The following is a 26,542-nucleotide window of genomic DNA, read 5'->3' as shown; positions in this document are numbered from 1 at the left end:
CTATTCCCCATGTGGCGCAGGCTGATTTATCACCCGGAAGTTAACTACGCACTGCGACAAACGCTGGTGTTGTGCCTTCCTGTGGCCGTGGGCCTGATTCTGGGCCATCTTCAGCAAGGTCTGCTCTTCTCTCTCGTTCCCGCCTGCTGCAACATTGCCGGTCTGGATACACCGCATAAGCGCTTTTTCAAACGGCTGATCGTGGGCGGCTCGCTGTTTGCGGGTTGTAGCCTCGCCGTGCAGCTTTTGCTTGCCCGCGATATCCCGCTGCCGCTGATCCTCACCGTCCTGGCGATGACCCTGGGCGTAACCGCTGAAATCAGCTCACTGCACGCACGTTTGCTTCCCGCGTCGCTGATTGCCGCCATCTTCACGCTGAGCCTTGCGGGCAACATGCCGGTGTGGGAGCCGCTGCTGATCTATACCCTCGGTACGCTATGGTACGGGCTGTTTAACTGGTTTTGGTTCTGGCTGTGGCGGGAACAGCCGCTGCGGGAATCCCTGAGCCTGCTCTACGTGCAGCTGGCGGATTACTGTGAAGCCAAATACACCTTGCTCACCCAGCATACCGATCCAGAAAAATCACTGCCGCCGCTGCTGACGCGTCAGCAAAAGGTGGTGGACCTGATAAGCCAGTGTTATCAGCAGCTGCATATGCTCGCCGCCAATAAGAACCACGAATATAAGCGGCTGCTGCGCGTCTTTCAGGTGGGGCTGGACTTACAGGAGCATATCTCCGTGAGCCTGCACCAGCCGCAGGAGGTGCAAAAACTGGTCGAGCGCAGCCATGCCGAAGCGGTGATCCGCTGGAACGCGCAAACCGTCTCCGCGCGCCTTCGGGTGCTGGCTGACGATATTCTGTATCACCGCTACCCCACGCGCTTTAACATGGACAAACAGCTCGGCGCGCTGGAGAAGATTGCCCGTCAGCATGAAGACAACCCGGTGGGTCAGTTTGCCGCCTGGCACTTCAGCCGTATCGCCCGCGTGTTACGAACCCAGCGTCCGCTTTATCCGCGCGACCTGATGGCCGACAAACAAAAACGCCTGCCGCTGCTGCCAGCGCTCAGAAGCTACCTCACCCTTAAATCATCTGCCCTGCGCAACGCCGCGCGAATTAGCGTGATGCTGAGCATTGCCAGCCTGATGGGCATGGCGCTGCATCTGCCCAAACCGTACTGGATTTTAATGACCATCCTGTTTGTCACCCAGAACGGCTATGGCGCGACGCGGGTGCGCATTCTGCACCGGGCAGGCGGAACGATGGCGGGGCTGATCATTGCGGGCGTTACGCTGCACTTTCACGTGCCGGAAGGCTATACGCTGGCAGGGATGCTGGTGATCACGATGGTGAGCTACCTGATCATTCGCAAAAACTACGGCTGGGCGATGGTGGGCTTTACGGTAACGGCGGTGTATACCCTGCAGTTGCTCACGCTCAACGGCGAGCAGTTTATTATCGCCAGGCTGGTCGATACCCTGATCGGCTGCCTGATTGCCTTTGGCGGCATGGTCTGGCTGTGGCCTCAGTGGCAAAGTGGGCTGCTCAGACAGAACGCCCATGATGCGCTGGAGGCCGACCAGCAGGCCATTCGCCTGATCCTGAGTGACGACCCGCAGCCCTCCCCGCTGGCGTATCAACGGATGAAGGTCAACCAGGCGCATAACGCCCTGTTTAACTCGCTGAATCAGGCGATGCAGGAGCCCGGCTTTAACTCGCACTATCTGGCGGACATGAAGCTCTGGGTGACGCACAGCCAGTTTATCGTTGAGCATATCAACGCCATGACCACGCTGGCGCGGGAACATACGATGCTGACGCCCGATCTGGCGCAGCGCTACCTGCAGTCGTGTGAGATTGCCCTGCAGCGGTGTCAGCAGCGACTCGAGTATGACGCGCCTGGCGAGTCAGGGGATTCGAACATTCTGGAGGCGCCAGAGACGCTCACCCACGGGCCAATGAGTACCCTGGAGCAGCATCTGCAGCGCGTTCTCGGGCATCTGAACACCATGCACACCATTTCGTCGGTAGCATGGCGTCAGCGCCCTCACCACGGGATATGGTTAACCCGTCGCTTAACGCGAACGGAGTCTTAAGCGTTTACGATCTTCGCGACCGCCGCGGCAAAACGGTTTAACCCGTCTTCAATGTCCTGATTTTCGACCACCAGCGACGGCGCAAAGCGCATCACGTCCGGCCCGGCATTGAGCACCATCACCCCTTCATGGGCGGCGGCGTGCAGGAAATCGCGCGCGCGGCCTTTGTACTGTGGCTTCAACTCCGCGCCGATCAGTAACCCCATCCCGCGGATCTCGCTGAAGACGTCATACTGGTCATCAATCTGCTGCAAATGCTTCACGAAAAGCTCACGCTTCGCGTTGACGCCGCTCAGAACCTCAGGGGTGTTGATAATGTCGAACGCGGCACCCGCGACGGCACTCGCCAGCGGGTTACCGCCGTATGTGGAACCGTGGGAACCCACGTGGAACGCGGAGGCAATCTCCTGCGTCGTTAATACCGCACTGACCGGGAAGCCGCCGCCGAGCGCTTTGGCGCTGGTCAGAATATCCGGCGTCACGCCGTAATGCATGTAGGCAAACAGGGAGCCGGTACGGCCCATCCCGCACTGCACTTCATCAAATACCAGCAGCGCCTGATGCTCATCGCACAGGTCGCGCAGCCCTTTCAGGAACTCAGGCGTGGCAGCCGTTACGCCGCCTTCTCCCTGGATCGGCTCCACCACCACCGCACAGGTGTGGTCATCCATTACCGCTTTTACCGCATGGAGATCGTTAAACGGCACATGGATAATATCGGCCGGTTTTGGTCCAAAACCGTCGGAATACTTTGGCTGTCCGCCGACGGAAACGGTAAACAGCGAGCGACCGTGGAAGGCGTTGTGGAAAGCAATGATTTTGGTTTTGTACGGGCTGTGACGCGTGGAGGCATAGTAGCGCGCCAGCTTGAAGGCGGTTTCGTTCGCTTCGGTACCGGAGTTCATAAACAGCACGCGTTCGGCGAAAGTCGCGCTGATTAACTTACGGCCCAGACGCAGCGCCGGTTCGTTGGTAAAGACGTTGCTGGTATGCCACAGGGTTTCCCCCTGGGTTTTCAGCGCCTCTACCAGCGCAGGATGGCAATGACCCAGCGCCGTCACCGCAATCCCACCGGCGAAATCAACATACTCTTTCCCCTGCTGATCCCAGACTCGGCTGCCTTTCCCTTTTACCGGGATAAACTCAGCCGGTGCATAAATCGGCAGAATGACTTCATCGAATGTCGCGCGGGTAATTGCAGATTGTTCAGTTGCCATGTCATGACCATCCATTTTATGTCACAGTGATTGTGAAAATATAATCACAAAATATGCATAAAAAATCACAGTAAGGCAACCACTATTCAACGATTGAGGAAATTTGCCAGCAGCTGGTGTCCCTGCTCGCTGAGGATACTCTCCGGGTGGAATTGCACCCCTTCGAGGTCCCATTCACGATGTCGGATCCCCATGATCTCCCGGGTATCGCTCCAGGCGGTAACCTCAAAGCATTCCGGCAGCGTTGACGGGTCAATGACCAGCGAATGGTAGCGCGTCACGGTAAGCGGATTATTAAGTCCCGTAAACACGCCCGTGCCGGTATGGGTCACCGGCGCGGTTTTGCCATGCATCACTTTGGCGGCGCGCACAATGGTGGCACCAAACACCTGCCCAATGGCCTGGTGGCCCAGGCAGACGCCAAGAATGGGCAACTTACCGGCGTAATGATGAATTACATCCAGCGAAATGCCCGATTCCGACGGCGTGCAAGGCCCCGGCGAGATAACGATTTTCTGCGGGGCAAGCGCGTCGATTTCGGCCAGGCTGATGTCGTCGTTGCGGCGGACCATCACCTCTGCACCCAGTTCACAAAAATACTGGTAAAGGTTCCAGGTGAAGGAATCGTAGTTATCAATCAGCAGAATCATGGCGGCTCCAGAAAAACGTGCCGCCCTATTCTACTCAGTTTCCCGCGCTTCGCTCACTACTTTGGCAAAGATGGCGTTCAGGGCCGTTAAATCGCCCATTGCGCCGCTCTGGTTGGCCGCCGCCCATTTGCCCGGGTCGATATCTTTCCAGCTCAGCTGATAGCCTGCATGGATGGCGAGCTGTTCGAAGAAGATCCGCTGAGCGATACCGTTGCCAATCCGGAAGGGATGGAGCACGTTGATCTCACAGTAGTAGTGACTCAGGCGGGCCACAAACTCCTCTTTCTGCAGACCGTTGAGATACCCCTCTTCCTCGAGATCCTGCATCAGGACATTGCCCTCTTTCTCGATGTAGGCGAAGTGACAGAAGCGGGTGTCGCCCTGATAAATATCGATTTCGCGGATATCGCCCGCCCAGTCAAAAATATCCTGATAAAGGTGGCGGTGGATTGCACAGAGATGCGGCAACCCCGGCGCAGACGGGCCTAAGCCGAGCGTCGCCACCCGCAGCGCGGTGATCTCATAGGATGCCTTTGCAAGACGGTCAGCCTGGCGGATATTCAGACGGTTACGCATCACATTCAGACCCGGGTAGAGATACGGGTCACGATCGTCACCGATTTTATCGCTCATAGTGCCTCCTGAGTTCTTCAAGACGGCTTTGCGCATCCTGGGCGTTTAGCGTAACGAGCGGGCTATCAACCCCCTCAAGGCGGCGGCTGGCCTGGAAATTACTGTTTCGCTGCTGCTCCCAGAGACGGGATTTTTGCTTATCGGTGAGTTTTTTCACTTAACGCCTCCCTGAAGATGTCCGTGTGCCACAAGTATAAGCAGCAAAACGCGCTTTCGCAGGGAGGGGAGCGAAACACGGGCGAGAAGCGCCCGTGTCAAAGAAGGTTACGGCAGAACTTTTGCAGAGAGGATCACAACCGGTTTTGTCGGCACATTCTGGTACGGGCCAACGTCATGGGACTGCACCTGAGAAATCTTGTCAGCCACATCCATCCCTTTCACCACTTTACCGAAGACCGCGTAACCGAAGTCGCGCTGGCCGTGGTCGAGGAAGGCGTTATCCGCCACGTTGATAAAGAACTGGCTGGTGGCGCTGTCTTTATCTGCCGTACGCGCCATAGAGATGGTACCGCGGGTGTTGCGCAGGCCGTTATCCGCTTCATTTTTAATCGGTGCGTTAGGCTGCTTTTGCTGCATTTGCTCGTTAAAACCACCGCCCTGCACCATAAAGCCCGGGATCACACGGTGGAAAGTGGTGCCGTTATAGAAACCGTTATTCACGTAGTCGAGGAAGTTTTTCACAGAAACCGGAGCTTTCTGGCTATTCAGTTCCAGCTCAATATTCCCGGCGGAGGTGGTCAGCAGAACGTGAGGGTCTCCTTTGGCTGCCAGCGCAGCAGGGGAAACGGCAGAAAGAGCAAACACAGCTGCGACAGCCGCCAGCGTTGATTTGAGCATGAGAATTCCTTAACAAAGCGCAGTATAAAAAGCGAATGGCTTGATTCTAAAGAGCAGTATGAACGGAGACCAGCCTTTTACCTAATTTTACGAAATTGAAACAGTTGTAACCACGCAAACGATTGGTTATGACGCCCATTAATGTGATCTGAATCACATAAAAACCTGCAATAGCGATCGAATTTCTCTTAAAAGATATGAATGGATCACTTTAATGTCTAAAATCTGCCCGCTCTCAGCGCCCCTCGGGCGCTTTTCTTTTCCTGAACAGGCCAGACATGACTAACAGCAATCGTATCAAGCTCACATGGATCAGCTTCTTCTCCTACGCCCTGACCGGCGCGTTGGTGATCGTCACCGGGATGGTGATGGGTAATATCGCAGACTACTTCCAGCTGCCCGTTTCCAGCATGAGTAACACCTTTACCTTCCTCAACGCCGGGATCCTGATCTCCATTTTCCTGAATGCCTGGCTGATGGAAATTGTTCCACTGAAAACGCAGCTGCGTTTTGGTTTCGTGCTGATGGTCGCCGCGGTAGCGGGTTTAATGGTGAGCCACAGCATCGCCCTGTTCTCTGCCGCCATGTTTGTGCTGGGTCTGGTGAGCGGTATTACGATGTCCATCGGTACGTTCCTGATTACCCATATGTATGAAGGTCGTCAGCGTGGCGCACGTCTGCTGTTTACCGACTCCTTCTTCAGCATGGCGGGGATGATTTTCCCGATGGTAGCGGCCGTTCTGCTGGCACGCAGCATTGAGTGGTACTGGGTTTATGCCTGTATCGGTCTGGTCTACGTGGCAATCTTTATTCTGACCTTCGGCTGTGAATTCCCGGTTCTGGGCAAAAAAGCGCAATCCACGGACGAGCCGGTCGCGAAAGAGAAATGGGGTATCGGCGTACTGTTCCTCTCCGTTGCCGCACTGTGCTACATCCTCGGTCAGCTGGGCTTTATCTCCTGGGTACCGGAATACGCCAAAGGCCTGGGCATGAGTCTGAACGACGCGGGTAAACTGGTGAGCGATTTCTGGATGTCTTACATGTTCGGCATGTGGGCGTTTAGCTTCATCCTGCGCTTCTTCGACCTGCAGCGCATTCTGACTGTGCTGGCAGGCATGGCAACCGTGCTGATGTACTTGTTCATTAACGGTTCACCGGAGCATATGCCGTGGTTCATCCTGACCCTGGGCTTCTTCTCCAGTGCGATTTACACCTCTATCATTACGCTGGGCTCTCTGCAGACCAAAGTAGCGTCACCGAAACTGGTGAACTTCGTGCTGACCTGCGGCACCATCGGCACCATGTTGACCTTCGTGGTCACCGGCCCGATCGTCGCCCACAGCGGACCGCTGGCCGCGCTGCATACCGCTAACGGTTTGTACGCGGTGGTGTTTGTGATGTGCCTGGTTCTGGGCTTTGTGACCCGCCACCGTCAGCATAATACGGCAGCGGCGTCCCACTGATCCCCTACGCCCCTTTGCGCTCAGCGAAGGGGCTGTTTTTCGTGAAGATGTGCTCTTCCGCAACGTCGTCCATTTTGATCCACGTCTGCGCAAGCTGCGTCGTAGCAATCACTCGCCCCTCCCGAATCGACCAGCGCGCCGGCACCTGGCAGCGCACCGCTTCAAACCCGCTCTCCGCAGGCAGCACGATCAGGTTAGCCAGATTTCCCGTTTCGATACCGTAATCCGTCAGGCCAAAGGTTCGGGCGCTGTTGTGGGTTATCAGGTTCAAACCGTTGTCAATTTGAGAATACCCCATCATCTGACACACATGCAGCCCCATATGCAGTACCTGCAGCATATTGCCGGTGCCAAGCGGGTACCACGGGTCGAAGACATCATCATGCCCGAAACAGACGTTGATCCCCGCCTCCAGCAGCTCCTTCACTCGGGTAATCCCGCGTCGTTTGGGATAATCGTCAAAGCGCCCCTGTAAATGGATATTCACCAGTGGATTGGCGACAAAGTTGATGCCTGACATCTTCAGCAGGCGGAAAAGCCGCGAGGTGTATGCCCCGTTATAGGAGTGCATCGCCGTGGTATGGCTGGCCGTGACCCGCGGGCCCATCCCGGATTCATAAGCCAGGGTGGCCACCGTTTCCAGAAATCGGGACTGCTCATCGTCAATTTCATCGCAGTGGATATCCAGCGGACGGTCATATTTCTTCGCCAGTTCAAAGGCAATGTGCAGCGATTGCACGCCATACTCGCGGGTGAATTCAAAATGCGGGATTGCCCCGACCACATCGGCACCCAGCTTCAACGCCTCCTCAAGGAGCGCCGCGCCGTCCGGGTAAGAAAGGATGCCTTCCTGCGGGAACGCCACGATTTGCAGCGTGATCCACGGCGCAACCTCCTGCTTCACCTCCAGCATGGCCTTCAGGGCGGTGAGCGTCGGGTCAGAGACGTCCACGTGGGTACGCACAAACTGAATACCGTTAGCTATTTGCCCTTTCAGCGTCTTCCAGGCGCGCGCTTTTACATCTTCATGGCTAAGCAGTGCCTTACGCTCCGCCCAGCGCTCAATGCCTTCAAACAGCGTACCGGACTGGTTCCAGCTCGGCTCGCCTGCCGTCTGGGTGGTATCAAGGTGGATATGCGGTTCTATAAACGGGGGGATGGCAAGGCCGCCACGCGCGTTTAAGATTCTTACGTTTTCGTCTTCGGTATCGCCCATCGGCGTTATGCCACCAAAACGACCCTGCTCAATGGCGATTTGCCACAGCCCTTCGCGACCCGGTAAGCGAACATTCTGAATAAGCCCAAGCGGTGTTGTAGACATGCCTTTCCCCTGAAAAACGCGGCTGAAATTTGGGAGTACGCATTTTTGACAACGCGCCCCTTAATTTGTACACAAAATCGGCGACCTCGAAAAGCCAGCGATTTCCACAACTTATAAAAATCCTGACAAATCAGTCATATACCACCTAAGGAGTAGGCGAAGGCGTATTTGATTTGCATCAATAAGTGCCCCTGCTGAATCGTTAAGGTAGGCAGTAATAGAAAAGAAATCGAGGCAAAAATGAGCAAAGTCAGACTCGCTATCATCGGTAACGGCATGGTCGGCCACCGCTTTATTGAGGATCTTCTCGATAAAGCCGATGCTAACCAGTTCGATATTACCGTGTTCTGTGAAGAACCCCGCAAGGCGTACGACCGTGTGCACTTGTCTTCCTACTTCTCCCATCATACCGCTGAAGAGCTCTCTCTGGTGCGCGATGGTTTCTACGAGAAGCATGGCGTGAAAGTGCTGGTGGGCGAACGCGCTATCACCATCAACCGTCAGGAAAAAGTGATCCACTCCAGCGCCGGACGTACGGTTTTTTACGACAAGCTGATCATGGCGACTGGCTCGTACCCGTGGATCCCGCCGATCAAAGGCTCGGAAACGCAGGATTGCTTCGTTTATCGTACCATCGAAGATCTCAATGCGATCGAATCATGTGCCCGCCGCAGTAAACGTGGCGCTGTGGTCGGGGGGGGGCTGCTGGGTCTGGAAGCCGCCGGTGCGCTGAAAAACCTCGGTGTTGAAACCCACGTCATCGAATTTGCCCCGATGCTGATGGCAGAGCAGCTTGACCACATGGGTGGTGACCAGCTGCGCCGTAAAATCGAAAGCATGGGCGTGAAGGTTCACACCAGCAAAAATACCAAAGAGATTGTGCAGGAAGGCACCGAAGCGCGGAAAACCATGCGCTTTGCCGATGGCAGCGAACTGGAAGTGGACTTTATCGTCTTCTCTACCGGTATTCGCCCACGCGACAAGCTGGCCACCCAGTGTGGTCTGGCCGTCGCTCAGCGCGGCGGGATCATGATTAACGATACCTGCCAGACCTCCGACCCGGATATCTACGCCATCGGCGAATGCGCCAGCTGGAACAACCGCGTGTACGGTCTGGTCGCGCCTGGCTACAAAATGGCGCAGGTTGCCGTTGACCATATTCTCGGCAACCAGAACGCCTTCGAAGGGGCTGACCTGAGCGCCAAGCTGAAACTGCTGGGCGTAGACGTAGGCGGTATTGGCGATGCGCATGGCCGCACGCCGGGCGCACGCAGCTATGTTTACCTCGATGAAAGCAAAGAGGTGTACAAACGTCTTATCGTCAGTCAGGACAACAAAACCCTGCTCGGCGCGGTGCTGGTGGGCGATACCAGCGACTACGGTAACCTGCTTCAGTTGGTCTTGAACGCCATCGAACTGCCGGAAAACCCGGACGCGCTGATCCTTCCGGCGCATGCGTCCAGCGGTAAGCCGTCCATCGGCGTGGATAAACTGCCCGACAGCGCGCAGATTTGCTCCTGTTTCGATGTGACCAAAGGCATGCTGATTTCGGCCATCAATAAAGGCTGCCATACCGTCGCGGCCCTAAAGGCAGAAACCAAAGCCGGTACCGGCTGCGGTGGGTGTATCCCGTTGGTCACACAGGTTCTGAACGCAGAACTGGCGAAACAGGGTATCGAAGTCAACAATAACCTGTGCGAGCATTTCGCTTACTCTCGCCAGGAGCTGTACCACCTGATCCGCGTGGAAGGCATCAAATCCTTCGACGAACTGCTGGCGAAACACGGCCAGGGCTATGGCTGTGAAGTGTGTAAACCTACCGTGGGTTCCCTGCTGGCCTCCTGCTGGAACGAGTACGTTCTCAAACCAGAGCACACGCCGCTGCAGGATACCAACGATAACTTCCTGGCGAACATTCAGAAAGACGGGACTTACTCCGTCATCCCACGCTCCGCCGGTGGCGAAATCACCCCGGAAGGGCTGGTCGCCGTTGGCCGTATCGCGCGTGAATTTAACCTGTATACCAAAATCACCGGCTCTCAGCGTATCGGCCTGTTTGGTGCGCAGAAAGATGACCTGCCTGAAATCTGGCGTCAGCTGATTGACGCGGGATTCGAAACCGGCCACGCCTACGCGAAAGCGCTGCGTATGGCAAAAACCTGTGTGGGCAGTACCTGGTGCCGCTACGGCGTAGGCGACAGCGTCGGCTTCGGTGTGGAGCTGGAGAACCGCTACAAAGGCATCCGTACACCGCATAAAATGAAGTTTGGCGTCTCCGGCTGTACCCGCGAATGTGCGGAAGCGCAGGGTAAAGATGTGGGTATCATCGCCACCGAGAAAGGCTGGAACCTGTACGTCTGTGGTAATGGCGGCATGAAACCACGCCATGCAGACCTGCTGGCTGCAGACCTCGACCGCGATACGCTGATTCAGTATCTCGACCGCTTTATGATGTTCTACATCCGTACCGCCGATAAGCTGACCCGTACCGCGTCCTGGCTCGATAACTTGGAAGGCGGCATCGAGTACCTGAAATCGGTCATCATTGACGACAAACTGGGCCTGAACGACCATCTGGAAGCGGAAATGGCGCGCCTGCGCGAGGCGGTGATCTGCGAGTGGACTGAAACCGTCAACACCCCGGCGGCGCAGACTCGCTTCAGACACTTTATCAACAGCACCCAGCGCGACCCGAATGTGCAGGTTGTGGCAGAACGCGAGCAGCATCGTCCGGCGACACCTTATGAACGTATTCCGGTGACTCTGGTGGAGGAAAACGCATGAGCCAGTGGGTAAACATCTGCAACATTAACGACATTCTGCCTGCCACCGGGGTCTGTGCCCTGCTGGGTAACGAGCAGGTCGCGATATTCCGCCCTCGCCATGATGAACAGGTTTTTGCCATCAGCAATATCGACCCGTTCTTTGAGGCCAGCGTCCTGTCCCGGGGATTAATCGCAGAGCATCAGGGTGAACTCTGGGTTGCCAGCCCGTTGAAGAAACAGCGTTTTCGTTTACGCGACGGGTATTGCATGGAAGATAAGCATTATTCCGTGAAGCCCTACGATGTCCGCGTGAAGGACGGTAAGGTGCAGCTGAAAGGCTAATCTCTCGCCTTTTCAATATGAAAAGCTTATGACCCCTTATGGGTAACGGCAGGAAAAACCGTATGTTCTGTACGATTCCTGCTGTTATCCTGACCTCAATTTCTTACCCCCTCCTTGAATGCTGTGAGGTAATGTCGTGGACCACCTGCCGATTTTCTGTCAATTACGCCATCGCGACTGTCTGCTTGTAGGCGGCGGCGATGTGGCTGAACGCAAAGCGCGCTTGCTGTTAGAAGCAGGAGCCCGACTCACCGTTAACGCCCTGGCCTTCGCCCCGCAGTTTGAGGCCTGGGAAAAAGAAGGGATGCTCACGCTGGTGCAGGGGGGGTTTAATGAATCCCTGCTTGATACCTGCTGGCTGACCATAGCCGCCACGGATGACGATGAAGTGAATCAGCGCGTCAGCGACGCCTGTGAAGCGCGCCGCATCTTCTGTAACGTGGTGGATGCCCCGAAGGAAGCCAGCTTTATCATGCCGTCGATCATTGACCGTTCGCCGCTGATGATTGCGGTATCGTCCGGCGGCCGCTCTCCCGTCCTGGCCCGCCTGCTGCGGGAAAAACTGGAAGCCATCCTGCCGCAGCATCTTGGCCAGATTGCCCACTATGCCGGACAGCTGCGTTCACGGGTTAAGCAAACCTTCGCGACCGTGGGTGAACGCCGTCGCTTCTGGGAAAAATTCTTTGTGAATGACAGGCTGGCCCAGTCGCTGGCGAATCAGGATCATAAAGCGGTGGAAGAGACGACGGCGCAGTTGCTCTGCGAGCCGTTGGATCATCGTGGTGAAGTGGTGCTGGTGGGTGCCGGCCCGGGCGATGCCGGTTTGCTGACGCTGAAAGGGCTGCAGCAGATCCAGCAGGCGGATATTGTGGTTTATGACCGTCTGGTCTCCGATGAGATAATGAACCTGGTCCGCCGCGATGCTGACCGCGTATTTGTCGGTAAACGTGCCGGGTACCACTGTGTGCCGCAGGAGGAGATTAACCAGATCCTGCTGCGCGAAGCGCAAAAAGGAAAACGCGTGGTGCGCCTCAAGGGTGGCGATCCGTTTATCTTTGGTCGCGGCGGTGAAGAGCTGGAAACGTTGTGCAACGCGGGCATTCCGTTTTCCGTGGTGCCGGGCATCACGGCAGCTTCCGGCTGCTCAGCTTACTCGGGCATTCCGCTAACCCACCGTGACTATGCCCAGAGCGTACGCCTGGTGACGGGACACCTGAAAACCGGCAGTGAGCTGGACTGGCATAACCTGGCCGCCGAAAAACAGACGCTGGTGTTCTATATGGGGTTAAACCAGGCCGCGACCATTCAGGCCAAACTGCTTGAGCACGGCATGGAAGAGGATATGTCCGTCGCGCTGGTGGAAAACGGCACGTCCATTAAGCAGCGCGTGGTGAACGGCGTGCTGACACAGTTAGGTGAGCTGGCACAGCAGGTTGAAAGCCCGGCGCTGATTATTGTCGGACGCGTGGTGGAGCTGCGCGATAAACTGAACTGGTTCTCGAATCACTAACGCATATTCCCCCTTCCCGGAGTAGTCCTTATGCGGACTACTCCCCTCTTACCGCTCCCGATAACATACCGCCCGCGAAATGGAATTTTTTCATTTATTCCCTCACGTTAGATCCAATTTTCGTTTTTTCAGACAAGGAATGCGTATGTTTAAACTGGCAAAAACCGCCGTTCTGGTAGGCATGTTATCGACTCTGACCGCCTGCACCGGTCACGTTCAAAATACCAAAAATAATTGCAGCTATGATTACCTGCTGCACCCGGCAATTTCCATTTCGAAGATCATCGGTGGCTGCGGCCCGGCCGCACAGCAGTAAGCGTTTTTCAGGCGTAAAAAAACCGGGAATTTCCCGGTTTTTTGTCTGGCTCAGCGCGTTTTTTGTCGGGGAGCACTCATGCTTACCCGACAAAACAGGGTTATGGTTTACCCACAAACCCAATCGCCTGGTACACCGCCTTAAGGGTTTCAGACGCGCGGGCACTGGCTTTTTCCGCGCCCTCTTTCATCACTTTCTGCAGGAAAGCTTCGTCGTTACGGTAGCGGTGATAACGCTCCTGCAGCTCGGTCAGCATGCCGGAAACGGCATCCGCCACTTCCCCTTTCAGGTGACCATACATCTTGCCTTCGAAGTGTTGTTCCAGCTCAGGAATGCTCTGCCCCGTCACACCGGAGAGGATATCCAGCAGGTTGGAGACGCCCGCTTTGTTCTGCACGTCGTAACGCACAACAGGTGGCTCATCGGAGTCGGTCACCGCACGCTTGAGCTTTTTAACGACCGATTTCGGGTCTTCCAGCAGGCCGATAACGTTGTTGCGGTTATCGTCAGACTTGGACATCTTCTTGGTTGGCTCCAGCAGCGACATCACTCGTGCGCCGGATTTTGGAATGAACGGCTCAGGCACTTTGAACACGTCGCCATACAGCGCGTTAAAGCGCTGGGCGATATCGCGGCTCAGTTCCAGATGCTGTTTCTGATCTTCGCCAACCGGCACCTGGTTGGTCTGGTACAGCAGAATGTCTGCTGCCATCAGTACCGGGTAATCAAACAGACCGGCGTTGATGTTTTCTGAGTAGCGCGCGGATTTATCCTTGAACTGCGTCATGCGGCTCAGTTCGCCGAAGTAGGTGTAGCAGTTCAGCGCCCAGCCCAGCTGCGCATGCTCTGGAACGTGAGACTGAACGAAAATGGTGCTCTTCTCAGGATCAATTCCGCAGGCCAGATACAGCGCCAGGGTGTCCAGGGTGGCCTTACGCAGCTTCTCAGGATCCTGACGTGCAGTGATAGCATGCAGATCCACGATGCAGTAAATGCAATGGTAATCATCCTGCATGCTGACCCACTGACGTAACGCACCCATGTAGTTACCAATGGTCAATTCACCTGACGGCTGTGCGCCACTAAAAACGATGGGCTTAGTCATTATTCAATTCCTGATTATCACTGTGCGAAAGCCCGAGTGCGGGCAACAAATCTTTGAAGTGGTCGAACACGACGTCCGGCTCACTCAGCGTGATGGCCTCACCGTAGTTGTAGCCATAGGTTAATCCCACTGAAGGACAACCCGCCGCTCTGGCAGCCAGAATATCATTGCGGGAATCACCGACAAAGAGCAGCTCCGCGGGCGTTAAGGATAATTTTCCTGCCACCAGCAGTAACGGTTCCGGATGCGGCTTTTTGTTCTGCACATCATCACCGCCAACAATGACGGAAAAATACTTCGCGATATCCAGCGCTTCCAGCAGAGGGGCGACAAAAGGTGTCGGTTTGTTTGTCACCAGCCCCAGCGGAATGCCGTTGGCATGAAGCGCACTCAGCGTTTCTGCGACATCCGGGAACAGGAAACTGCCCTCTTCGACCGTCTCTTCATAGAAACGATTGAACAATTTACGCAGGATACGCAGCTGTTCTTCCTGCGGGATATCCGCATGATCCACGCTCGGTTTACCCTGTGCGGAACGCTGGGACACACGCTCCTGGCGGGCCCATGTCAACGCGCGCTCCATCAGGACATCGGCGCCATTGCCAATCCACGTGATGACACGCTCTTCGCCCGCAACGGGCAATTCAAGAGCATACAGCGCCTGGTCTACGGCGCTGGTTAAGCCCGGCGCGCTGTCGACCAGCGTGCCGTCGAGGTCAAATGCGATACCCCGGGTTGCCTGCAATTTATCCATGACTTACCTTCGCCAGTTCACGGCGCATTTCATCAATGACTTTTTTGTAATCCGGTTGGTCGAAAATCGCTGAACCTGCAACGAACATATCCGCGCCCGCTGCCGCAATTTCACCAATGTTATTCACTTTTACACCACCGTCGACTTCCAGACGAATGTCGTAACCTGACTCATCAATACGACGGCGCACTTCACGCAGTTTATCCAGCGTATGAGGGATAAACGACTGACCGCCAAAGCCCGGGTTAACGGACATCAGCAAAATGACATCCAGCTTATCCATCACATGGTCGAGATAGCTCAGCGGCGTAGCCGGGTTGAAAACCAGACCCGCTTTACAGCCATTCTCTTTGATGAGCTGCAGCGTGCGATCCACATGTTCAGACGCTTCAGGGTGGAAGGTGATGATACTGGCTCCCGCAGCGGCAAAATCAGGCACGATACGGTCAACAGGCTTCACCATCAGATGGACATCAATCGGCGCGGTAATACCGTAGTTACGCAGCGCTTTAAGCACCATCGGGCCAATGGTCAGATTAGGAACGTAGTGGTTATCCATAACGTCGAAATGGACGACATCCGCGCCCGCCGCGAGTGCTTTTGCAGTGTCTTCACCCAGGCGGGCAAAATCGGCCGACAGAATTGAGGGAGCAATCAAAAACTGTTTCATCCGCATCTCCTTGAAATGTGTTTACCGGCGGGCAAAACGGCTCAGGGGCGATAAAGCGCCAGGAGTTCGTCCACCTTTTTACGTGTGCCGCCGTTGCTGCTTATGCTACGCCGCACTTTGACCTGAAAATGCTTCGCGGCTTTGTACCATTCGCGCGTATCAGGGGTATCGTGATTCGAAATTAACACCGGAATTCTTTTGCTGACCAGCTTTTCCGCCATCTCCGCCAGACGGGCCTGCTCGGCCGGACTGAAGCTGTTGGTGTGATAAGCGGTGAAATTTGCCGTCGCAGACAGCGGTGCGTAAGGCGGGTCGCAATAGACCACCGAGTTTACGCCTGCCAGCTCCATGCACTCTTCATAGGAGAGGCAGTGGAATTCGGCATTCTGCGCTTTTTTAGCAAAGTGATACAACTCATCCTGTGGGAAATACGGACGCTTATAACGGCCAAACGGCACGTTAAATTCACCACGAAGATTATACCGGCACAGACCGTTGTAGCCGTGTCGATTGAGATAGAGGAACAACAGCGCCCGGCGGAACGGATCCTGACTCTGATTAAATTCAGTGCGGAACTGGTAGTAAACGTCCGGATTATTGTGCTCGGGTGTAAACAGCTTCCGAGCCTCTTCCACGTACTCGTCGGTCTGCAGCTTGACGATGTTGTAGAGGCTGATGAGGTCGCTGTTGATATCCGCCAGGATATAACGAGAAAAATCGGTATTCAGGAATACCGATCCAGCGCCCACAAAGGGCTCGATAAGACACTCGCCTTTCGGCAGGTGCTTTTTAATATCATCGAGCAGGGGGTATTTCCCCCCTGCCCATTTCAGAAAAGCGCGATTTTTTTTCATGCTGACTAACTGATTACACCTTCTCCGGCTGTGGAGAAAGCTCCGACAGCATCCTGCGCTTTAAACATTACTTCAGATCAGCCTGAACCTGATGAATTGGCTTAGCCCATGGGTTTTTCGCCTGAACGTCGGCTGGCAGCGTTGCGACAGCACGTTTCGCTTCATCTTTTGAAGCATAAACGCCACTTACCAGCACGTACCACGGCTGACCATTACGGGTCGTCTGATAAACCACATAGTTTTTCAGATTTGTTTTCTTCGCCCAACCGTTGAGGTTGTCATAGTTAGACGAACTGCTCAGCTGCAGCGTGTAATTGCTGGACGGGGCTGACTTCAGCGAACCGACGTTACCTGCAGTCTTGCCTGCTGCGGCGCTGGTTGTTGCCGTTGCTGCAGGTGCAGTTGCAGTAGGTGCAGTTGCAGCCGGTGCCGAAGTGGCAGCCGTTGCTTTCGGTGCTGTCTGCGTAACCGGTGCTTTTGCCGGTTCGCTCACCGTGGCCGTTTCAGTACGTTTTGTCTGAGCTGGCGCTTTCACTTCAGGCGCTTTGACGACTGCCTGAGGTTTGGTTTCACGCTTAGGTTCAATCACAGCCTGCTTACGTTCAGGACGGGTCGCAGGTTGCGTCTGGCGCGGTTTGGTTTCGGTTGCAGCCGTTTGCGGCTGAGCGTTGCCACCGCGGATCGGTGCAACGGTCGCAGGTTCAGTTGGCAGCGTAGAGTTAACCACGGCATTGTCCACCTGCGCCTGATTTTGCGGCTGCGTCAGGGCATTGTTCAGGTCGCCCTGAACTTCTACACGCTGCTGGCCTTCCGGCGTGGCAGGTGCCTGACCCTGTGCGGGGGTAGAAGAAACTGGCGGCAGAGAAACATCCTGCGGCTGTGTTGTATTTCCGGCAGTCTGCTCGGCGGAGGTGGTACCCGGCGCTGGCTGTGCACCATTCGCCTGATCGGTCGCATCGTTACCAGAGAGGCTGATGCTCTTCTCAGTGGATGCCGCTTGCTCACCGGAAGGGGTCGAAGGCGCTTTTAACGCAGAACCAATACCGACAATCAGCAGCACGAGCACCAGAACGCCGAGTCCCATCATGATGTACTGGCGGGAGGCGGGTTTCTGCGCAGCGGCTTTTTTACGTTTACGTGGGCGACGCTCTACAGGCTCTTCGTCCATTGAATCTTCTTCGGACTCATAACCCTCTTCTTCTCGCTCATCACGCGCGTTGCGGCTACGCGAAGGGCGACGATCGTCTGCATCCAGATCAACATCGTCAAAGTTGATCTGCGGCTCGTTATCACGTTCTGAAGATTGACGAGAACGACCAGTACGACGATCGCTGGGATCGGGTTTCAGCTCGTCTTCTGGTTTGAATTCATCCATTTAACACCCCACTCAAAGGCTTATGCCAACGACTTTGCATTTCGCCTGAAGCTAAACGACCACCTGTAACAGTGGCCTGACCTTTCTAGTTGTTACGCCTGCTGACAGTCAGCAATAGCGCCAAGAACCACATCATGCGGCACTCCGCCGCGTACTTCACTCTTCCCTATTGCAAGCGGGAGTACAAGACGCATCTCACCTGCCAATACTTTTTTATCGCGCATCATGTGGGGTAAATACGCTTGTGCCGACATCTCTTTCGGCCCGGTTACCGGCAAGCCCGCACGCTCAAGCAGCGTGATGATGCGTGCCGTCTCTTCCGGTTTAAACTGCCCCAGACGTTCAGCAGTGCGAGCAGCCATTACCATTCCGGCAGCGACTGCTTCACCGTGAAGCCAGTTACCGTAACCCATTTCGGCTTCAATCGCGTGACCAAACGTATGCCCAAGATTCAGTAAAGCACGTAAGCCCGTTTCACGCTCGTCTGCAGCGACAACTTCTGCTTTCAGCTCACAACAACGACGAATGCAGTAAGCCAGTGTCGCCTCATCCAGGCGCAGCAACGCATCCATATTCTCTTCCAGCCAGTCAAAGAACTCGCCATCCAGAATAATGCCGTATTTGATCACTTCAGCCAGGCCAGAAGCCAGCTCGCGTTTCGGTAGGGTTTTCAGACAGTCGAGATCCACCACCACCGATGCCGGCTGGTAGAACGCGCCAATCATATTTTTACCGAGCGGATGGTTAACGGCCGTTTTGCCGCCGACAGAAGAGTCGACCTGAGACAGTAACGTGGTAGGGATTTGAATAAAACGCACACCACGTTGATAACTTGCAGCCGCAAAGCCCGTCAGATCGCCCACAACACCGCCGCCCAGGGCAAGCAGTGTTGTATCGCGACCATGCGGTTTTTGCAGCAATGCGGTAAAGACGGTATCCAGTACCGCCAGGCTTTTATACTGCTCGCCATCGGGCAGAATTACACTGTCGACTTTAACGCCCGCCTGTTCAAGCAGGTGGCGAACGCGGTCGAGATAAAGCGGAGCCAGCGTCTCATTGGTGACCAGCATCGCCTGATCACCCGCTTTCAGTGGTAAAAAGGAAGCTGGGTCGTTAAACAAACCAGCCGCGATGATGATTGGGTAACTACGTTCCCCGAGAGTAACTGTAATCCTCTCCATGACGCGACATCCACCTTTAATGCTTTTACCCGCAGGCGATTGTATATAAAGCCAGAATCAGTTGCTTTCCAGCATATGAATAATCTGGTTTGCAACCACTTTAGCGCTCTGATCGTCAGTACGAATGGTCACATCAGCAATCTCTTCGTACAGCGGATTGCGTTCATCGGCCAACGCTTCCAGAACTTCGCGTGGTGGCGTTTCAACCTGCAGCAACGGGCGCTTTTTATCGCGCTGCGTACGTGCCAGCTGTTTTTCGATGGTCGTCTCGAGATAGACCACTACGCCACGGGCGGAGAGACGGTTGCGGGTTTCGCGAGATTTGACAGAGCCACCGCCTGTTGCCAGAACAATGCCCTGCTTTTCCGTGAGTTCGTTGATCACTTTTTCTTCTCGGTCACGGAAACCTTCTTCGCCTTCTACGTCGAAAACCCAGCCCACATCAGCTCCGGTTCGTTTCTCAATCTCTTGATCAGAATCGTAAAATTCCATATTGAGTTGTTGAGCTAACTGACGCCCAATAGTGCTTTTGCCGGCACCCATAGGCCCAACCAGAAAGATATTGCGTTTCTCTGCCATTTTATCGGTACTACTAAGACTATTCGTTAATGGTAATCCCCGCTTCGCAGACACCCGGCGTAGCAGGACATGAACTGAAACCTCATATGCAATAGAGCGAGAGTCAGACTAAAAATTATCTCAATACTCCGGCTTGTTTGGCAACTGATTAAATCACCGCACCAGACGCATAAGGCAATAAGACGTAAGTCCAACTCAAATCGGTACTCCTTGTATGCTAATTCATGCCCCACGTCAAACATCTGCAACAATCTGAATGCAAAATCATTGGGAGGATCGTGACTCTTCAGCGAATACCGACCAGTCGTGGTGTAATAAACACCACTAACTCCCGTCGTTCATTGTCCTTTCCGTCATGGCGAAAAAGCTGTCCAAGCCACGGGATGTTGCCCAGCCCGGGCACGCGATCGCTTCCGGTTTTATTCTTTTGCGAAAAAATTCCGCCCAGCGCCAGCGTTTCTCCACTTTTTACTTCCACCTGGGTTTCAATTTCTTGTTTATCGATGGCCAGCGTTTCACCATCGGCCTGCTGCAGCACCTGTCCTGGCATATTTTCACTGATGTGCAACTTCAGGCGTACGCGACCGCCGGGCAGCACCACCGGCGTCACCTCCATGCCTAACACCGCCTCTTTAAATTCCACGGAGGTCGCCCCGCTGTCACCACTGGAGACCTGATATGGGATCTCACTGCCCTGCTTAATACTGGCCGGTTGCATATGCGAGGCCAGCAGTCGTGGGCTGGCGATGATATCGACCTGCTGCTTTTGCTCCAGCGCCGACAACTCCAGATCCAGCAGCCTGCCGTTAATCCGCCCGATATTAAAACCCACATGGGTGGTGGCGTTTGCCACGGACAGATCGCTGCCAAGCGTTGTGAGTTGCCCGACCTTGCCCGCCTCCGTTGCGTCGGCGAGATTCCACTTCACCCCCAGCTCACGCAGGCTTTTTTCATTGATGGTCACGATATGCGCCGCCAGTTCCACCTGCTCGACAGGGATATCCATCTGTGTCGCCCAGTGCTGCAGCGTATCAAGCACCGCCTGGTTATCCCGTATCAGCAGACGGTTGGTACGCTTGTCGACAGACAAACTCCCTTTTGGACTGAGCAGTTTTTCCGCCGCTTTTTGCAGTTCCCCGGCGTCAGCGTAAGAAAAAGGTATGCTGTGCGAGACCAGCGGCGCATCAAGCTGTCGGCGTGTCCGCTCCTGCTCTTTGCGTTCCAGCTGTTCACGCTGCCAGGCTGCGGTGTGAACATAAAAAATCCCCCCTTCTTCATGCAGAACAAGCCCGGCGCTGGTGACAACCGTCTGTAGCGCCTGTCGCCAGGGGACGCGTGTCAGATTGAGCGACAGCGTGCCGCTGACATCTGGCGATACCACCAGATTACGGTTCTCCTGTGCGACCAGCGCCTGTAGCACCTGCACCACCGGTACCTCATCCACCACCAGCGTGACCGGCTTTGGCGCGGCGGCCCACAGCGGATGACTGAACGCCAGCAGCCACAGCGTTATCCTTATGTTCATTCTTTTTCGTTCCTTCTCGTTGCCACGTCCATTGTCTGGGTTCACATGCATCCCCCACATCGACGACCAGTTCCCTTTCATTGAGGGCCGTTACCCGCCAGCCCACCGGGAGATGCTGTTGCGGTGTCAGGCGATGCCAGCGCTTTTGCCCGTCCTGTAAAATGCCAGTGTCCTGAGTGCCGCCCACCATCCCGTGGTAATGCCACTGCGCCAGTTGCCCTACCGCACAAGGGTCATCCGGCGGGCGAAAAGGATCCCGCATCCCGGTCACTAACAGGGCGCAACACACCAGCAGGCAACGCGCGCTATTTCGCATGCTGCTCCTCCAGCTCCACCCGCAGGCGTAATGCCGAACCCTGTGCAGAGAGAGCAAAGGCGGCAACCTGAACATCCCGCTGCGCCAGCCGGCTGAAAACAGTCGGGATGGCCTGCCATTCAGCATCCAGCGTCAGTTCCCCTCCGTTTTGCAACGGCTTCCAGTGAACCAGTCTTGTGCCCGCCCCCTGAAACTCGAGTGGCGAAAAAGGCGTCATTACCGTGGCTTCACGGGGTGCGTGACGCCGCGGCACCTGACTGGCGGCGGGCCATAGCGAGACATTAGCCTGTGCGGCCTCGCTGACCTGCCGCTGAAGTTCAGCCACCTGCTTTGCAACCGGTCGAAGCACCATGCCCCATGTCGTACTCCCCAGAAAGAGAACGCTCAGACACCAGCACAGCACCCGCCATCGGGGGCTGCTTTCGCACCAGCGTTCGAACAAGGTTTCCACGCATTAGCCCTCGCTTCGCAGATGAAAGGTGAACATCCAGCGCCCCAGGTCATCCTGCTGTAATTCCCCCGTCGGCCCGGGGGTAAACCCCGCCATCTTTCCGAGCCCATCCCGCAGAGCAGAGAGCGCGGGGAGTGTTGCGGCATATCCGGTTAACATCAGTGTAGGGGGCTGATAGCGCAGTTCGGTCAGCCAGACCTGGGATGGCATCATCCCGGCAAAGGACTCCAGCACCGGCTGCCAGGCGCGTCGTTGAGGCGCTGGCGCGGGCGTCGGCGTCTCTGTGCCTGACCTTGTACGAGACACCAGCACCTGCTGCACGGACTGCATGCCCGCCAGTTGAATATGTAGCGCACGTGTCATCACGAGAGGATTCATCCGCAGGCTGAAAACCCCCGTCAGTATCAGCAGCCACGTAGCGACAAACAGTACGCCCCAGAATCGCAGGCAGCGCACGCGTCGCTGCCGCCGCCACGGCAAAAAATTCGTCATGCTCATTCCGGCACCTCACTCATGGCCAGCGCCAGCGCGACGGTATAATCAGCGCCGCATGCCGGCAGAGGAGCATGGCAACGAACCAGGGCGTCCCAGGGGTCTCGCTGACTATCAAAGAGGGCAATGTCCTCCGGCGTGAGGGCCAGCAGTGCCGCGAGATCGGCCACGTTTTCCGCTTCCGTGGTAAAACGCCGTCCCCACTGATGGCGCATCGCCCACAGCCACTGATGCCCATCCCGCCAGGCGACACACTGCGCCGGCGCTACCGCAGGGAGAAGATTCGCCAGCGCACTGGCATCCGGGGTGATCGTCACGAGCCGTAAACGCAACATCTTTGCCAGCGTCAGCAGGGGGTGAATCTCGTTGTTTTGTGCCGCGGTGACATGGAATGTATTGCTGAACGTATCCTGCACATAATCAAAACAGAGCGTGTCAGCAGCCATCTCCAGTTCACGCGAGAGCGTCGCCCCCAGCCAGGAGAGCTGTTCGCTGTCGCGCAGCGCCACGCCCGGACGGGGAAGCGATCGTTGCAACGTGCGTGCCGCCGGAAATGAGAGAAACACCCGGTGGGAGTGGGGCAACGTTTTCCGCCAGTCGCGCAGGGCGTCAACCAGTTGTTCAGGCTGGCAAATTTTGCCATCCCGGATAATCCCTTCGGCCAGAGTGATAGCCCACCAGCGGCACAAACGCCAGCCCGACCGCTCCCGGGCCAGCGCCACTATCTGCACCCTATCCTGTTGAATATGAACGCCTGTTTGCCATGTTTTGAAAGCCATGCTTCACGATCTCCTTATCGCCCGTCAGGTGACGGCTATATCAATGAATCAGGCTTGCCTTTATACTACCGCGCGATTGTTTAGAAACTGCCCAAGTGAAACCAAATGGGAAATCTCCGGTGAAGTTCGTAAAGTATTTATTAATCCTTGCAGTCTGTTGCATTCTGCTGGGAGCAGGCTCGATTTATGGTTTGTACAAATATATTGAGCCGCAGCTGCCTGATGTCGCTACGCTTCGCGATGTGCGACTCCAGATCCCGATGCAGGTCTACAGCGCCGATGGCGAGTTAATGGCGCAGTACGGCGAAAAGCGTCGTATCCCGCTGACCTTAAATCAAATTCCGCCCGTGATGGTCAAAGCCTTTATCGCTACCGAGGACAGCCGTTTTTACGAGCACCACGGTGTCGATCCGGTGGGGATTTTCCGTGCTGCAAGTATTGCGCTGTTCTCCGGTCATGCCTCTCAGGGGGCAAGTACCATTACACAGCAGCTGGCGCGTAACTTCTTCCTTAGCCCAGAAAAGACCCTGACCCGTAAGATCAAAGAGGTGTTCCTTGCGATCCGTATTGAGCAGTTGTTGAGCAAAGACGAGATCCTTGAGCTGTACCTCAATAAAATCTACCTCGGCTACCGCGCCTACGGTGTTGGTGCGGCCGCGCAGGTGTATTTTGGTAAACCTGTCGAGCAGCTGACGTTAAGCGAAATGGCGACCATTGCCGGTCTGCCTAAAGCACCATCGACCTTCAACCCGCTCTACTCGCTTGAACGCGCTACGGCGCGTCGTAACGTCGTCCTGTCACGTATGCTGAGCGAAGGCTATATCAGCCAGAGCGAGTACGAACAGGCGCGCAACGATGTCATCGATGCCAACTACCATGCGCCGGAAATTGCCTTCTCTGCCCCTTATCTCACCGAAATGGTGCGTCAGGAGATGGTGAGCCGCTACGGCGATAAAGCCTACGAAGATGGCTACCGCGTTTACACCACCGTGACCCGCAACGTTCAGCAGGCGGCTCAGGAAGCGGTGCGTAACAACGTGATGGATTACGACATGCGCCACGGTTATCGCGGCCCGTCGAATGTGCTGTGGAAAGTCGGCGAAAGCGCCTGGGACAGCAAAAAAATCACCAGTACGCTGAAAGCGCTGCCCACCTATGGCCCGCTCCTTCCTGCCGTGGTGACTCAGGCCGATCCGCAGGAAGCGGTGGCAACGCTGGCGGATGGAACGTCTGTCTCCCTGCGTATGGACGGGATCCGTTGGGCTCGCCCGTACCGCTCAGACACCCTGCAAGGCCCGACGCCGCGTAAAGTGACGGATGTCGTCCAGACCGGACAGCAAATCTGGGTACGCAAGGTGGGCGACAGCTGGTGGCTGGCGCAGGTCCCAGACGTTAACTCGGCCCTGGTGTCCATCAATCCGCAGAACGGTGCCGTGCTGGCCCTGGTCGGTGGGTTCGATTTCAACCAGAGCAAATTTAACCGCGCCACCCAGGCGTTGCGTCAAGTTGGCTCTAACATCAAGCCATTCCTCTACACCGCAGCCATGGATAAGGGACTGACTCTCGCCAGTATCCTGAACGACGTGCCTATCTCCCGCTGGGATGCCGGTGCCGGTTCTGACTGGCAGCCGAAGAACTCACCGGCGGAATATTCAGGCCCTATTCGTCTTCGTCAGGGTCTTGGGCAGTCGAAAAACGTGGTGATGGTGCGCGCAATGCGTGCGATGGGTGTCGACTATGCCGCGGAATATCTGCAACGCTTCGGTTTCCCGGCTCAGAACATCGTGCGCACCGAATCGCTGGCGTTAGGCTCTGCGTCCTTTACGCCGCTTCAGGTGGCGCGGGGGTACTCGGTGATGGCTAACGGCGGCTTCCTGATTGACCCGTACTTCATCAGTAAAATCGAGAACGACCAGGGTGGCGTGCTGTTTGAAGCGAAGCCGAAAATTGCCTGCCCTGACTGCGATATTCCGGTCATTTACGGCAATACGCCAAAATCTGAAGTGATTGAAAACAAGGACATGGAAGACGTTGCCGTGTCTCAGGAGCAGACGAACCCTGTGTTGCCGCAGCCGCAGCTGGAACAGGCTAACCAGTCGCTGGTGGCGCAGAGCGGGGCGCAGGAGTATGCACCGCATGTCATTAACACGCCGCTGTCGTTCCTGATAAAGAGCGCGCTGAACACCAACATCTTCGGCGAACCTGGCTGGCAAGGGACCGGCTGGCGGGCAGGACGTGATTTACAGCGCCATGATATCGGCGGTAAAACGGGGACAACAAACAGCTCGAAAGATGCGTGGTTCTCCGGTTACGGTCCGGGCGTGGTGACGTCAGTCTGGATCGGTTTTGACGATCATCGCCGTGATTTAGGCCGCACCACGGCTTCAGGCGCGATTAAAGATCAGATTTCTGGCTACGAAGGCGGCGCGAAGAGTGCGCAACCGGCCTGGGATGCCTATATGAAATCCGTGCTGGAAGGCGTTCCGGAGCAACCGCTGACGCCACCACCGGGCGTGGTTACCGTCAATATCGACCGCAGCACCGGGCAGCTCGCCAATGGCGGCAATAGCCGTGCAGAGTATTTCATCGAGGGCACGCAGCCAACCACACAGGCGGTGCATGAGGTGGGTACAGAAATCATTGATAACGGCGAAACGCACGAGTTGTTCTAACGGGCAACGTAAAAACGGCAACCTCAGGTTGCCGTTTTTTTTGTTCTCTCACACGTTGCAGACATCAGACTGTTATAACCGCCCCTGCCCCTTCAGCCATTCGCGTACCAGGAACAGCGCGCTCACGTTGCGGGCCTCGTTAAAGTCAGGGTCTTCGAGCAGGTCCATCATATGGGCCAGCGGCCAGCGAACCTGTGGCAGCGGCTCCGGCTCGTCCCCCTCCAGCGATTCTGGATAGAGATCCTCAGCAACCACAATGTTCATTTTGCTGGAAAAATAGGAGGGTGCCATGCTCAGTTTTTTCAGGAACGTCAGTTCGTTCGCGCCAAAACCGACCTCTTCTTTCAGCTCGCGATTGGCCGCCTCAAAGACCGTTTCACCCGGATCGATGAGCCCTTTCGAGAACCCAAGTTCGTAAGATTCGGTTCCCACGGCATACTCGCGGATTAAGATCAGATGGTCGTCGACGACAGGAACAATCATCACCGCTTCGCGCGAAGAAGGGCGCATACGTTCGTAAACGCGACGCACACCGTTGCTGAACTCCAGATCCACACTTTCGACATTAAACAGGCGCGATTTTGCGACTGTTTCAACATTCAGAATGGTGGGTTTTTGTAGTGGTTTGCTCATCGTGA

At 55.8% G+C, this 26,542-nt stretch carries 26 protein-coding genes; 7 read left to right on the top strand and 19 right to left on the bottom strand.

The genetic code is table 11. The features are described 5' to 3' along the window. The first annotated feature begins 9 nt into the window (after positions 1 to 9). The gene (locus tag QRN24_RS19240) at positions 10 to 2,097 is read left to right on the top strand and encodes a YccS/YhfK family putative transporter (RefSeq protein ID WP_284942971.1); all 2,088 of its coding nucleotides are present in this window, start codon (positions 10 to 12) and stop codon (positions 2,095 to 2,097) included. On the opposite strand, the gene argD is transcribed toward QRN24_RS19240, so the two are convergent. The 5 genes from argD to ppiA all read right to left on the bottom strand — a co-directional run bounded on the left by argD (position 2,094) and on the right by ppiA (position 5,434). Then, positions 2,094 to 3,314, bottom strand: coding sequence for a bifunctional acetylornithine/succinyldiaminopimelate transaminase (argD, locus tag QRN24_RS19235; RefSeq protein ID WP_171032977.1), 1,221 nt, complete (start codon positions 3,312 to 3,314; stop codon positions 2,094 to 2,096). The genes QRN24_RS19240 and argD overlap by 4 nt on opposite strands. A gap of 86 nt (positions 3,315 to 3,400) precedes the next feature. Then, positions 3,401 to 3,964, bottom strand: coding sequence for an aminodeoxychorismate synthase component 2 (gene pabA / locus QRN24_RS19230; protein ID WP_032680156.1), 564 nt, complete (start codon positions 3,962 to 3,964; stop codon positions 3,401 to 3,403). A 30-nt stretch (positions 3,965 to 3,994) separates the two neighbouring features. Beyond that, on the bottom strand, positions 3,995 to 4,597 hold the full coding sequence (locus tag QRN24_RS19225) for a putative adenosine monophosphate-protein transferase Fic (RefSeq protein WP_025202869.1): 603 nt from the start codon (positions 4,595 to 4,597) through the stop codon (positions 3,995 to 3,997). Further along, positions 4,587 to 4,754 carry a FicA/YhfG family antitoxin gene (ficA, locus tag QRN24_RS19220; protein WP_014171935.1) on the bottom strand — a complete coding sequence of 56 codons (168 nt, stop codon included), beginning with the start codon at positions 4,752 to 4,754 and terminating at the stop codon, positions 4,587 to 4,589. The genes QRN24_RS19225 and ficA overlap by 11 nt, the downstream gene beginning before the upstream one ends. A 107-nt stretch (positions 4,755 to 4,861) precedes the next feature. Beyond that, the gene (gene ppiA, locus QRN24_RS19215) at positions 4,862 to 5,434 is read right to left on the bottom strand and encodes a peptidylprolyl isomerase A (protein WP_014171936.1); all 573 of its coding nucleotides are present in this window, start codon (positions 5,432 to 5,434) and stop codon (positions 4,862 to 4,864) included. A 278-nt stretch (positions 5,435 to 5,712) separates the two neighbouring features. Here ppiA and tsgA point away from each other — a divergent pair, with 278 nt between their 5' ends. After that, entirely contained in the window at positions 5,713 to 6,897 is a 1,185-nt protein-coding gene (gene tsgA, locus QRN24_RS19210) for an MFS transporter TsgA (RefSeq protein WP_020884588.1), read from the top strand. Between the two features lie 4 nt (positions 6,898 to 6,901). On the opposite strand, the gene QRN24_RS19205 is transcribed toward tsgA, so the two are convergent. Then, complete coding sequence (locus tag QRN24_RS19205) at positions 6,902 to 8,218, bottom strand: cytosine deaminase (RefSeq protein ID WP_032679098.1); 1,317 nt, start codon at positions 8,216 to 8,218, stop codon at positions 6,902 to 6,904. Between the two features lie 240 nt (positions 8,219 to 8,458). Between QRN24_RS19205 and nirB the strand changes: the two genes are divergently transcribed. The 4 genes from nirB to QRN24_RS19185 all read left to right on the top strand — a co-directional run bounded on the left by nirB (position 8,459) and on the right by QRN24_RS19185 (position 13,151). Beyond that, positions 8,459 to 11,002, top strand: coding sequence for a nitrite reductase large subunit NirB (gene nirB, locus QRN24_RS19200; protein ID WP_014171939.1), 2,544 nt, complete (start codon positions 8,459 to 8,461; stop codon positions 11,000 to 11,002). Then, on the top strand, positions 10,999 to 11,325 hold the full coding sequence (gene nirD / locus QRN24_RS19195) for a nitrite reductase small subunit NirD (RefSeq protein WP_032679100.1): 327 nt from the start codon (positions 10,999 to 11,001) through the stop codon (positions 11,323 to 11,325). Before nirB ends, nirD begins: the two co-directional genes overlap by 4 nt. A gap of 136 nt (positions 11,326 to 11,461) precedes the next feature. Then, on the top strand, positions 11,462 to 12,835 hold the full coding sequence (gene cysG, locus QRN24_RS19190) for a siroheme synthase CysG (RefSeq protein WP_020884584.1): 1,374 nt from the start codon (positions 11,462 to 11,464) through the stop codon (positions 12,833 to 12,835). A 145-nt stretch (positions 12,836 to 12,980) separates the two neighbouring features. Beyond that, entirely contained in the window at positions 12,981 to 13,151 is a 171-nt protein-coding gene (locus QRN24_RS19185; RefSeq protein ID WP_032679101.1) for a YhfL family protein, read from the top strand. Positions 13,152 to 13,251: 100 nt separating this feature from the next. Here QRN24_RS19185 and trpS read toward each other — a convergent pair whose 3' ends face one another. The 12 genes from trpS to QRN24_RS19125 form a co-directional block, all read right to left on the bottom strand. Continuing rightward, complete coding sequence (trpS, locus tag QRN24_RS19180; RefSeq protein ID WP_014171943.1) at positions 13,252 to 14,256, bottom strand: tryptophan--tRNA ligase; 1,005 nt, start codon at positions 14,254 to 14,256, stop codon at positions 13,252 to 13,254. Then, on the bottom strand, positions 14,249 to 15,010 hold the full coding sequence (gene gph, locus QRN24_RS19175) for a phosphoglycolate phosphatase (RefSeq protein ID WP_020884582.1): 762 nt from the start codon (positions 15,008 to 15,010) through the stop codon (positions 14,249 to 14,251). Before gph ends, trpS begins: the two co-directional genes overlap by 8 nt. Continuing rightward, positions 15,003 to 15,680 (bottom strand): ribulose-phosphate 3-epimerase, encoded by a 678-nt coding sequence (rpe, locus tag QRN24_RS19170; RefSeq protein WP_014885523.1) that lies wholly within the window; start codon positions 15,678 to 15,680, stop codon positions 15,003 to 15,005. The genes gph and rpe overlap by 8 nt, the downstream gene beginning before the upstream one ends. A gap of 41 nt (positions 15,681 to 15,721) precedes the next feature. Beyond that, positions 15,722 to 16,534: an adenine-specific DNA-methyltransferase gene (gene dam, locus QRN24_RS19165; protein ID WP_032679102.1), complete on the bottom strand. Its 813-nt coding sequence runs from the start codon at positions 16,532 to 16,534 to the stop codon at positions 15,722 to 15,724. A gap of 67 nt (positions 16,535 to 16,601) precedes the next feature. Then, positions 16,602 to 17,909, bottom strand: coding sequence for a cell division protein DamX (gene damX, locus QRN24_RS19160; RefSeq protein WP_284942970.1), 1,308 nt, complete (start codon positions 17,907 to 17,909; stop codon positions 16,602 to 16,604). 92 nt (positions 17,910 to 18,001) lie between these two features. Next, positions 18,002 to 19,090: a 3-dehydroquinate synthase gene (gene aroB, locus QRN24_RS19155; protein ID WP_284942969.1), complete on the bottom strand. Its 1,089-nt coding sequence runs from the start codon at positions 19,088 to 19,090 to the stop codon at positions 18,002 to 18,004. Positions 19,091 to 19,147: 57 nt separating this feature from the next. Continuing rightward, on the bottom strand, positions 19,148 to 19,669 hold the full coding sequence (gene aroK, locus QRN24_RS19150; RefSeq protein WP_003861630.1) for a shikimate kinase AroK: 522 nt from the start codon (positions 19,667 to 19,669) through the stop codon (positions 19,148 to 19,150). A gap of 286 nt (positions 19,670 to 19,955) precedes the next feature. Further along, entirely contained in the window at positions 19,956 to 21,194 is a 1,239-nt protein-coding gene (hofQ, locus tag QRN24_RS19145; protein ID WP_032680150.1) for a DNA uptake porin HofQ, read from the bottom strand. Further along, positions 21,106 to 21,510 carry a HofP DNA utilization family protein gene (locus tag QRN24_RS19140; RefSeq protein ID WP_059305538.1) on the bottom strand — a complete coding sequence of 135 codons (405 nt, stop codon included), beginning with the start codon at positions 21,508 to 21,510 and terminating at the stop codon, positions 21,106 to 21,108. Before QRN24_RS19140 ends, hofQ begins: the two co-directional genes overlap by 89 nt. Continuing rightward, on the bottom strand, positions 21,500 to 21,961 hold the full coding sequence (locus QRN24_RS19135) for a HofO family protein (RefSeq protein WP_020884578.1): 462 nt from the start codon (positions 21,959 to 21,961) through the stop codon (positions 21,500 to 21,502). Before QRN24_RS19135 ends, QRN24_RS19140 begins: the two co-directional genes overlap by 11 nt. 3 nt (positions 21,962 to 21,964) lie before the next feature. Continuing rightward, entirely contained in the window at positions 21,965 to 22,459 is a 495-nt protein-coding gene (locus tag QRN24_RS19130) for a PilN domain-containing protein (protein ID WP_134180044.1), read from the bottom strand. After that, positions 22,456 to 23,232 (bottom strand): type IV pilus biogenesis protein PilM, encoded by a 777-nt coding sequence (locus QRN24_RS19125; RefSeq protein WP_284942968.1) that lies wholly within the window; start codon positions 23,230 to 23,232, stop codon positions 22,456 to 22,458. Before QRN24_RS19125 ends, QRN24_RS19130 begins: the two co-directional genes overlap by 4 nt. A 119-nt stretch (positions 23,233 to 23,351) precedes the next feature. On the opposite strand from QRN24_RS19125, the gene mrcA reads away from it, so the two are divergent. After that, complete coding sequence (gene mrcA, locus QRN24_RS19120; protein WP_020884575.1) at positions 23,352 to 25,904, top strand: peptidoglycan glycosyltransferase/peptidoglycan DD-transpeptidase MrcA; 2,553 nt, start codon at positions 23,352 to 23,354, stop codon at positions 25,902 to 25,904. 72 nt (positions 25,905 to 25,976) lie between these two features. On the opposite strand, the gene nudE is transcribed toward mrcA, so the two are convergent. Beyond that, positions 25,977 to 26,537, bottom strand: a complete 561-nt coding sequence (gene nudE / locus QRN24_RS19115; protein WP_014171956.1) for an ADP compounds hydrolase NudE — start codon at positions 26,535 to 26,537, stop codon at positions 25,977 to 25,979. Between the last annotated feature and the right edge of the window lie 5 nt (positions 26,538 to 26,542).

Source organism: Enterobacter sp. MEB024, assembly GCF_030209635.1.
Classification (GTDB): Bacteria; Pseudomonadota; Gammaproteobacteria; order Enterobacterales; family Enterobacteriaceae; genus Enterobacter; species Enterobacter ludwigii.
This window is presented reverse-complemented; position numbering and strand designations above follow the sequence as displayed.

Bases quoted from the DNA above. Each gene is read 5' to 3' on its own strand.
- QRN24_RS19240 (WP_284942971.1), top strand. From the start codon at position 10: ATGTGGCGCAGGCTGATTTATCACCCGGAAGTTAACTACGCACTGCGA.
- argD (WP_171032977.1), bottom strand. From the start codon at position 3,314: ATGGCAACTGAACAATCTGCAATTACCCGCGCGACATTCGATGAAGTC.
- pabA (WP_032680156.1), bottom strand. From the start codon at position 3,964: ATGATTCTGCTGATTGATAACTACGATTCCTTCACCTGGAACCTTTAC.
- QRN24_RS19225 (WP_025202869.1), bottom strand. From the start codon at position 4,597: ATGAGCGATAAAATCGGTGACGATCGTGACCCGTATCTCTACCCGGGT.
- ppiA (WP_014171936.1), bottom strand. From the start codon at position 5,434: ATGCTCAAATCAACGCTGGCGGCTGTCGCAGCTGTGTTTGCTCTTTCT.
- tsgA (WP_020884588.1), top strand. From the start codon at position 5,713: ATGACTAACAGCAATCGTATCAAGCTCACATGGATCAGCTTCTTCTCC.
- QRN24_RS19205 (WP_032679098.1), bottom strand. From the start codon at position 8,218: ATGTCTACAACACCGCTTGGGCTTATTCAGAATGTTCGCTTACCGGGT.
- nirB (WP_014171939.1), top strand. From the start codon at position 8,459: ATGAGCAAAGTCAGACTCGCTATCATCGGTAACGGCATGGTCGGCCAC.
- nirD (WP_032679100.1), top strand. From the start codon at position 10,999: ATGAGCCAGTGGGTAAACATCTGCAACATTAACGACATTCTGCCTGCC.
- QRN24_RS19185 (WP_032679101.1), top strand. From the start codon at position 12,981: ATGTTTAAACTGGCAAAAACCGCCGTTCTGGTAGGCATGTTATCGACT.
- trpS (WP_014171943.1), bottom strand. From the start codon at position 14,256: ATGACTAAGCCCATCGTTTTTAGTGGCGCACAGCCGTCAGGTGAATTG.
- gph (WP_020884582.1), bottom strand. From the start codon at position 15,010: ATGGATAAATTGCAGGCAACCCGGGGTATCGCATTTGACCTCGACGGC.
- rpe (WP_014885523.1), bottom strand. From the start codon at position 15,680: ATGAAACAGTTTTTGATTGCTCCCTCAATTCTGTCGGCCGATTTTGCC.
- dam (WP_032679102.1), bottom strand. From the start codon at position 16,534: ATGAAAAAAAATCGCGCTTTTCTGAAATGGGCAGGGGGGAAATACCCC.
- damX (WP_284942970.1), bottom strand. From the start codon at position 17,909: ATGGATGAATTCAAACCAGAAGACGAGCTGAAACCCGATCCCAGCGAT.
- aroB (WP_284942969.1), bottom strand. From the start codon at position 19,090: ATGGAGAGGATTACAGTTACTCTCGGGGAACGTAGTTACCCAATCATC.
- aroK (WP_003861630.1), bottom strand. From the start codon at position 19,669: ATGGCAGAGAAACGCAATATCTTTCTGGTTGGGCCTATGGGTGCCGGC.
- hofQ (WP_032680150.1), bottom strand. From the start codon at position 21,194: ATGAACATAAGGATAACGCTGTGGCTGCTGGCGTTCAGTCATCCGCTG.
- QRN24_RS19140 (WP_059305538.1), bottom strand. From the start codon at position 21,510: ATGCGAAATAGCGCGCGTTGCCTGCTGGTGTGTTGCGCCCTGTTAGTG.
- QRN24_RS19130 (WP_134180044.1), bottom strand. From the start codon at position 22,459: ATGAGCATGACGAATTTTTTGCCGTGGCGGCGGCAGCGACGCGTGCGC.
- QRN24_RS19125 (WP_284942968.1), bottom strand. From the start codon at position 23,232: ATGGCTTTCAAAACATGGCAAACAGGCGTTCATATTCAACAGGATAGG.
- nudE (WP_014171956.1), bottom strand. From the start codon at position 26,537: ATGAGCAAACCACTACAAAAACCCACCATTCTGAATGTTGAAACAGTC.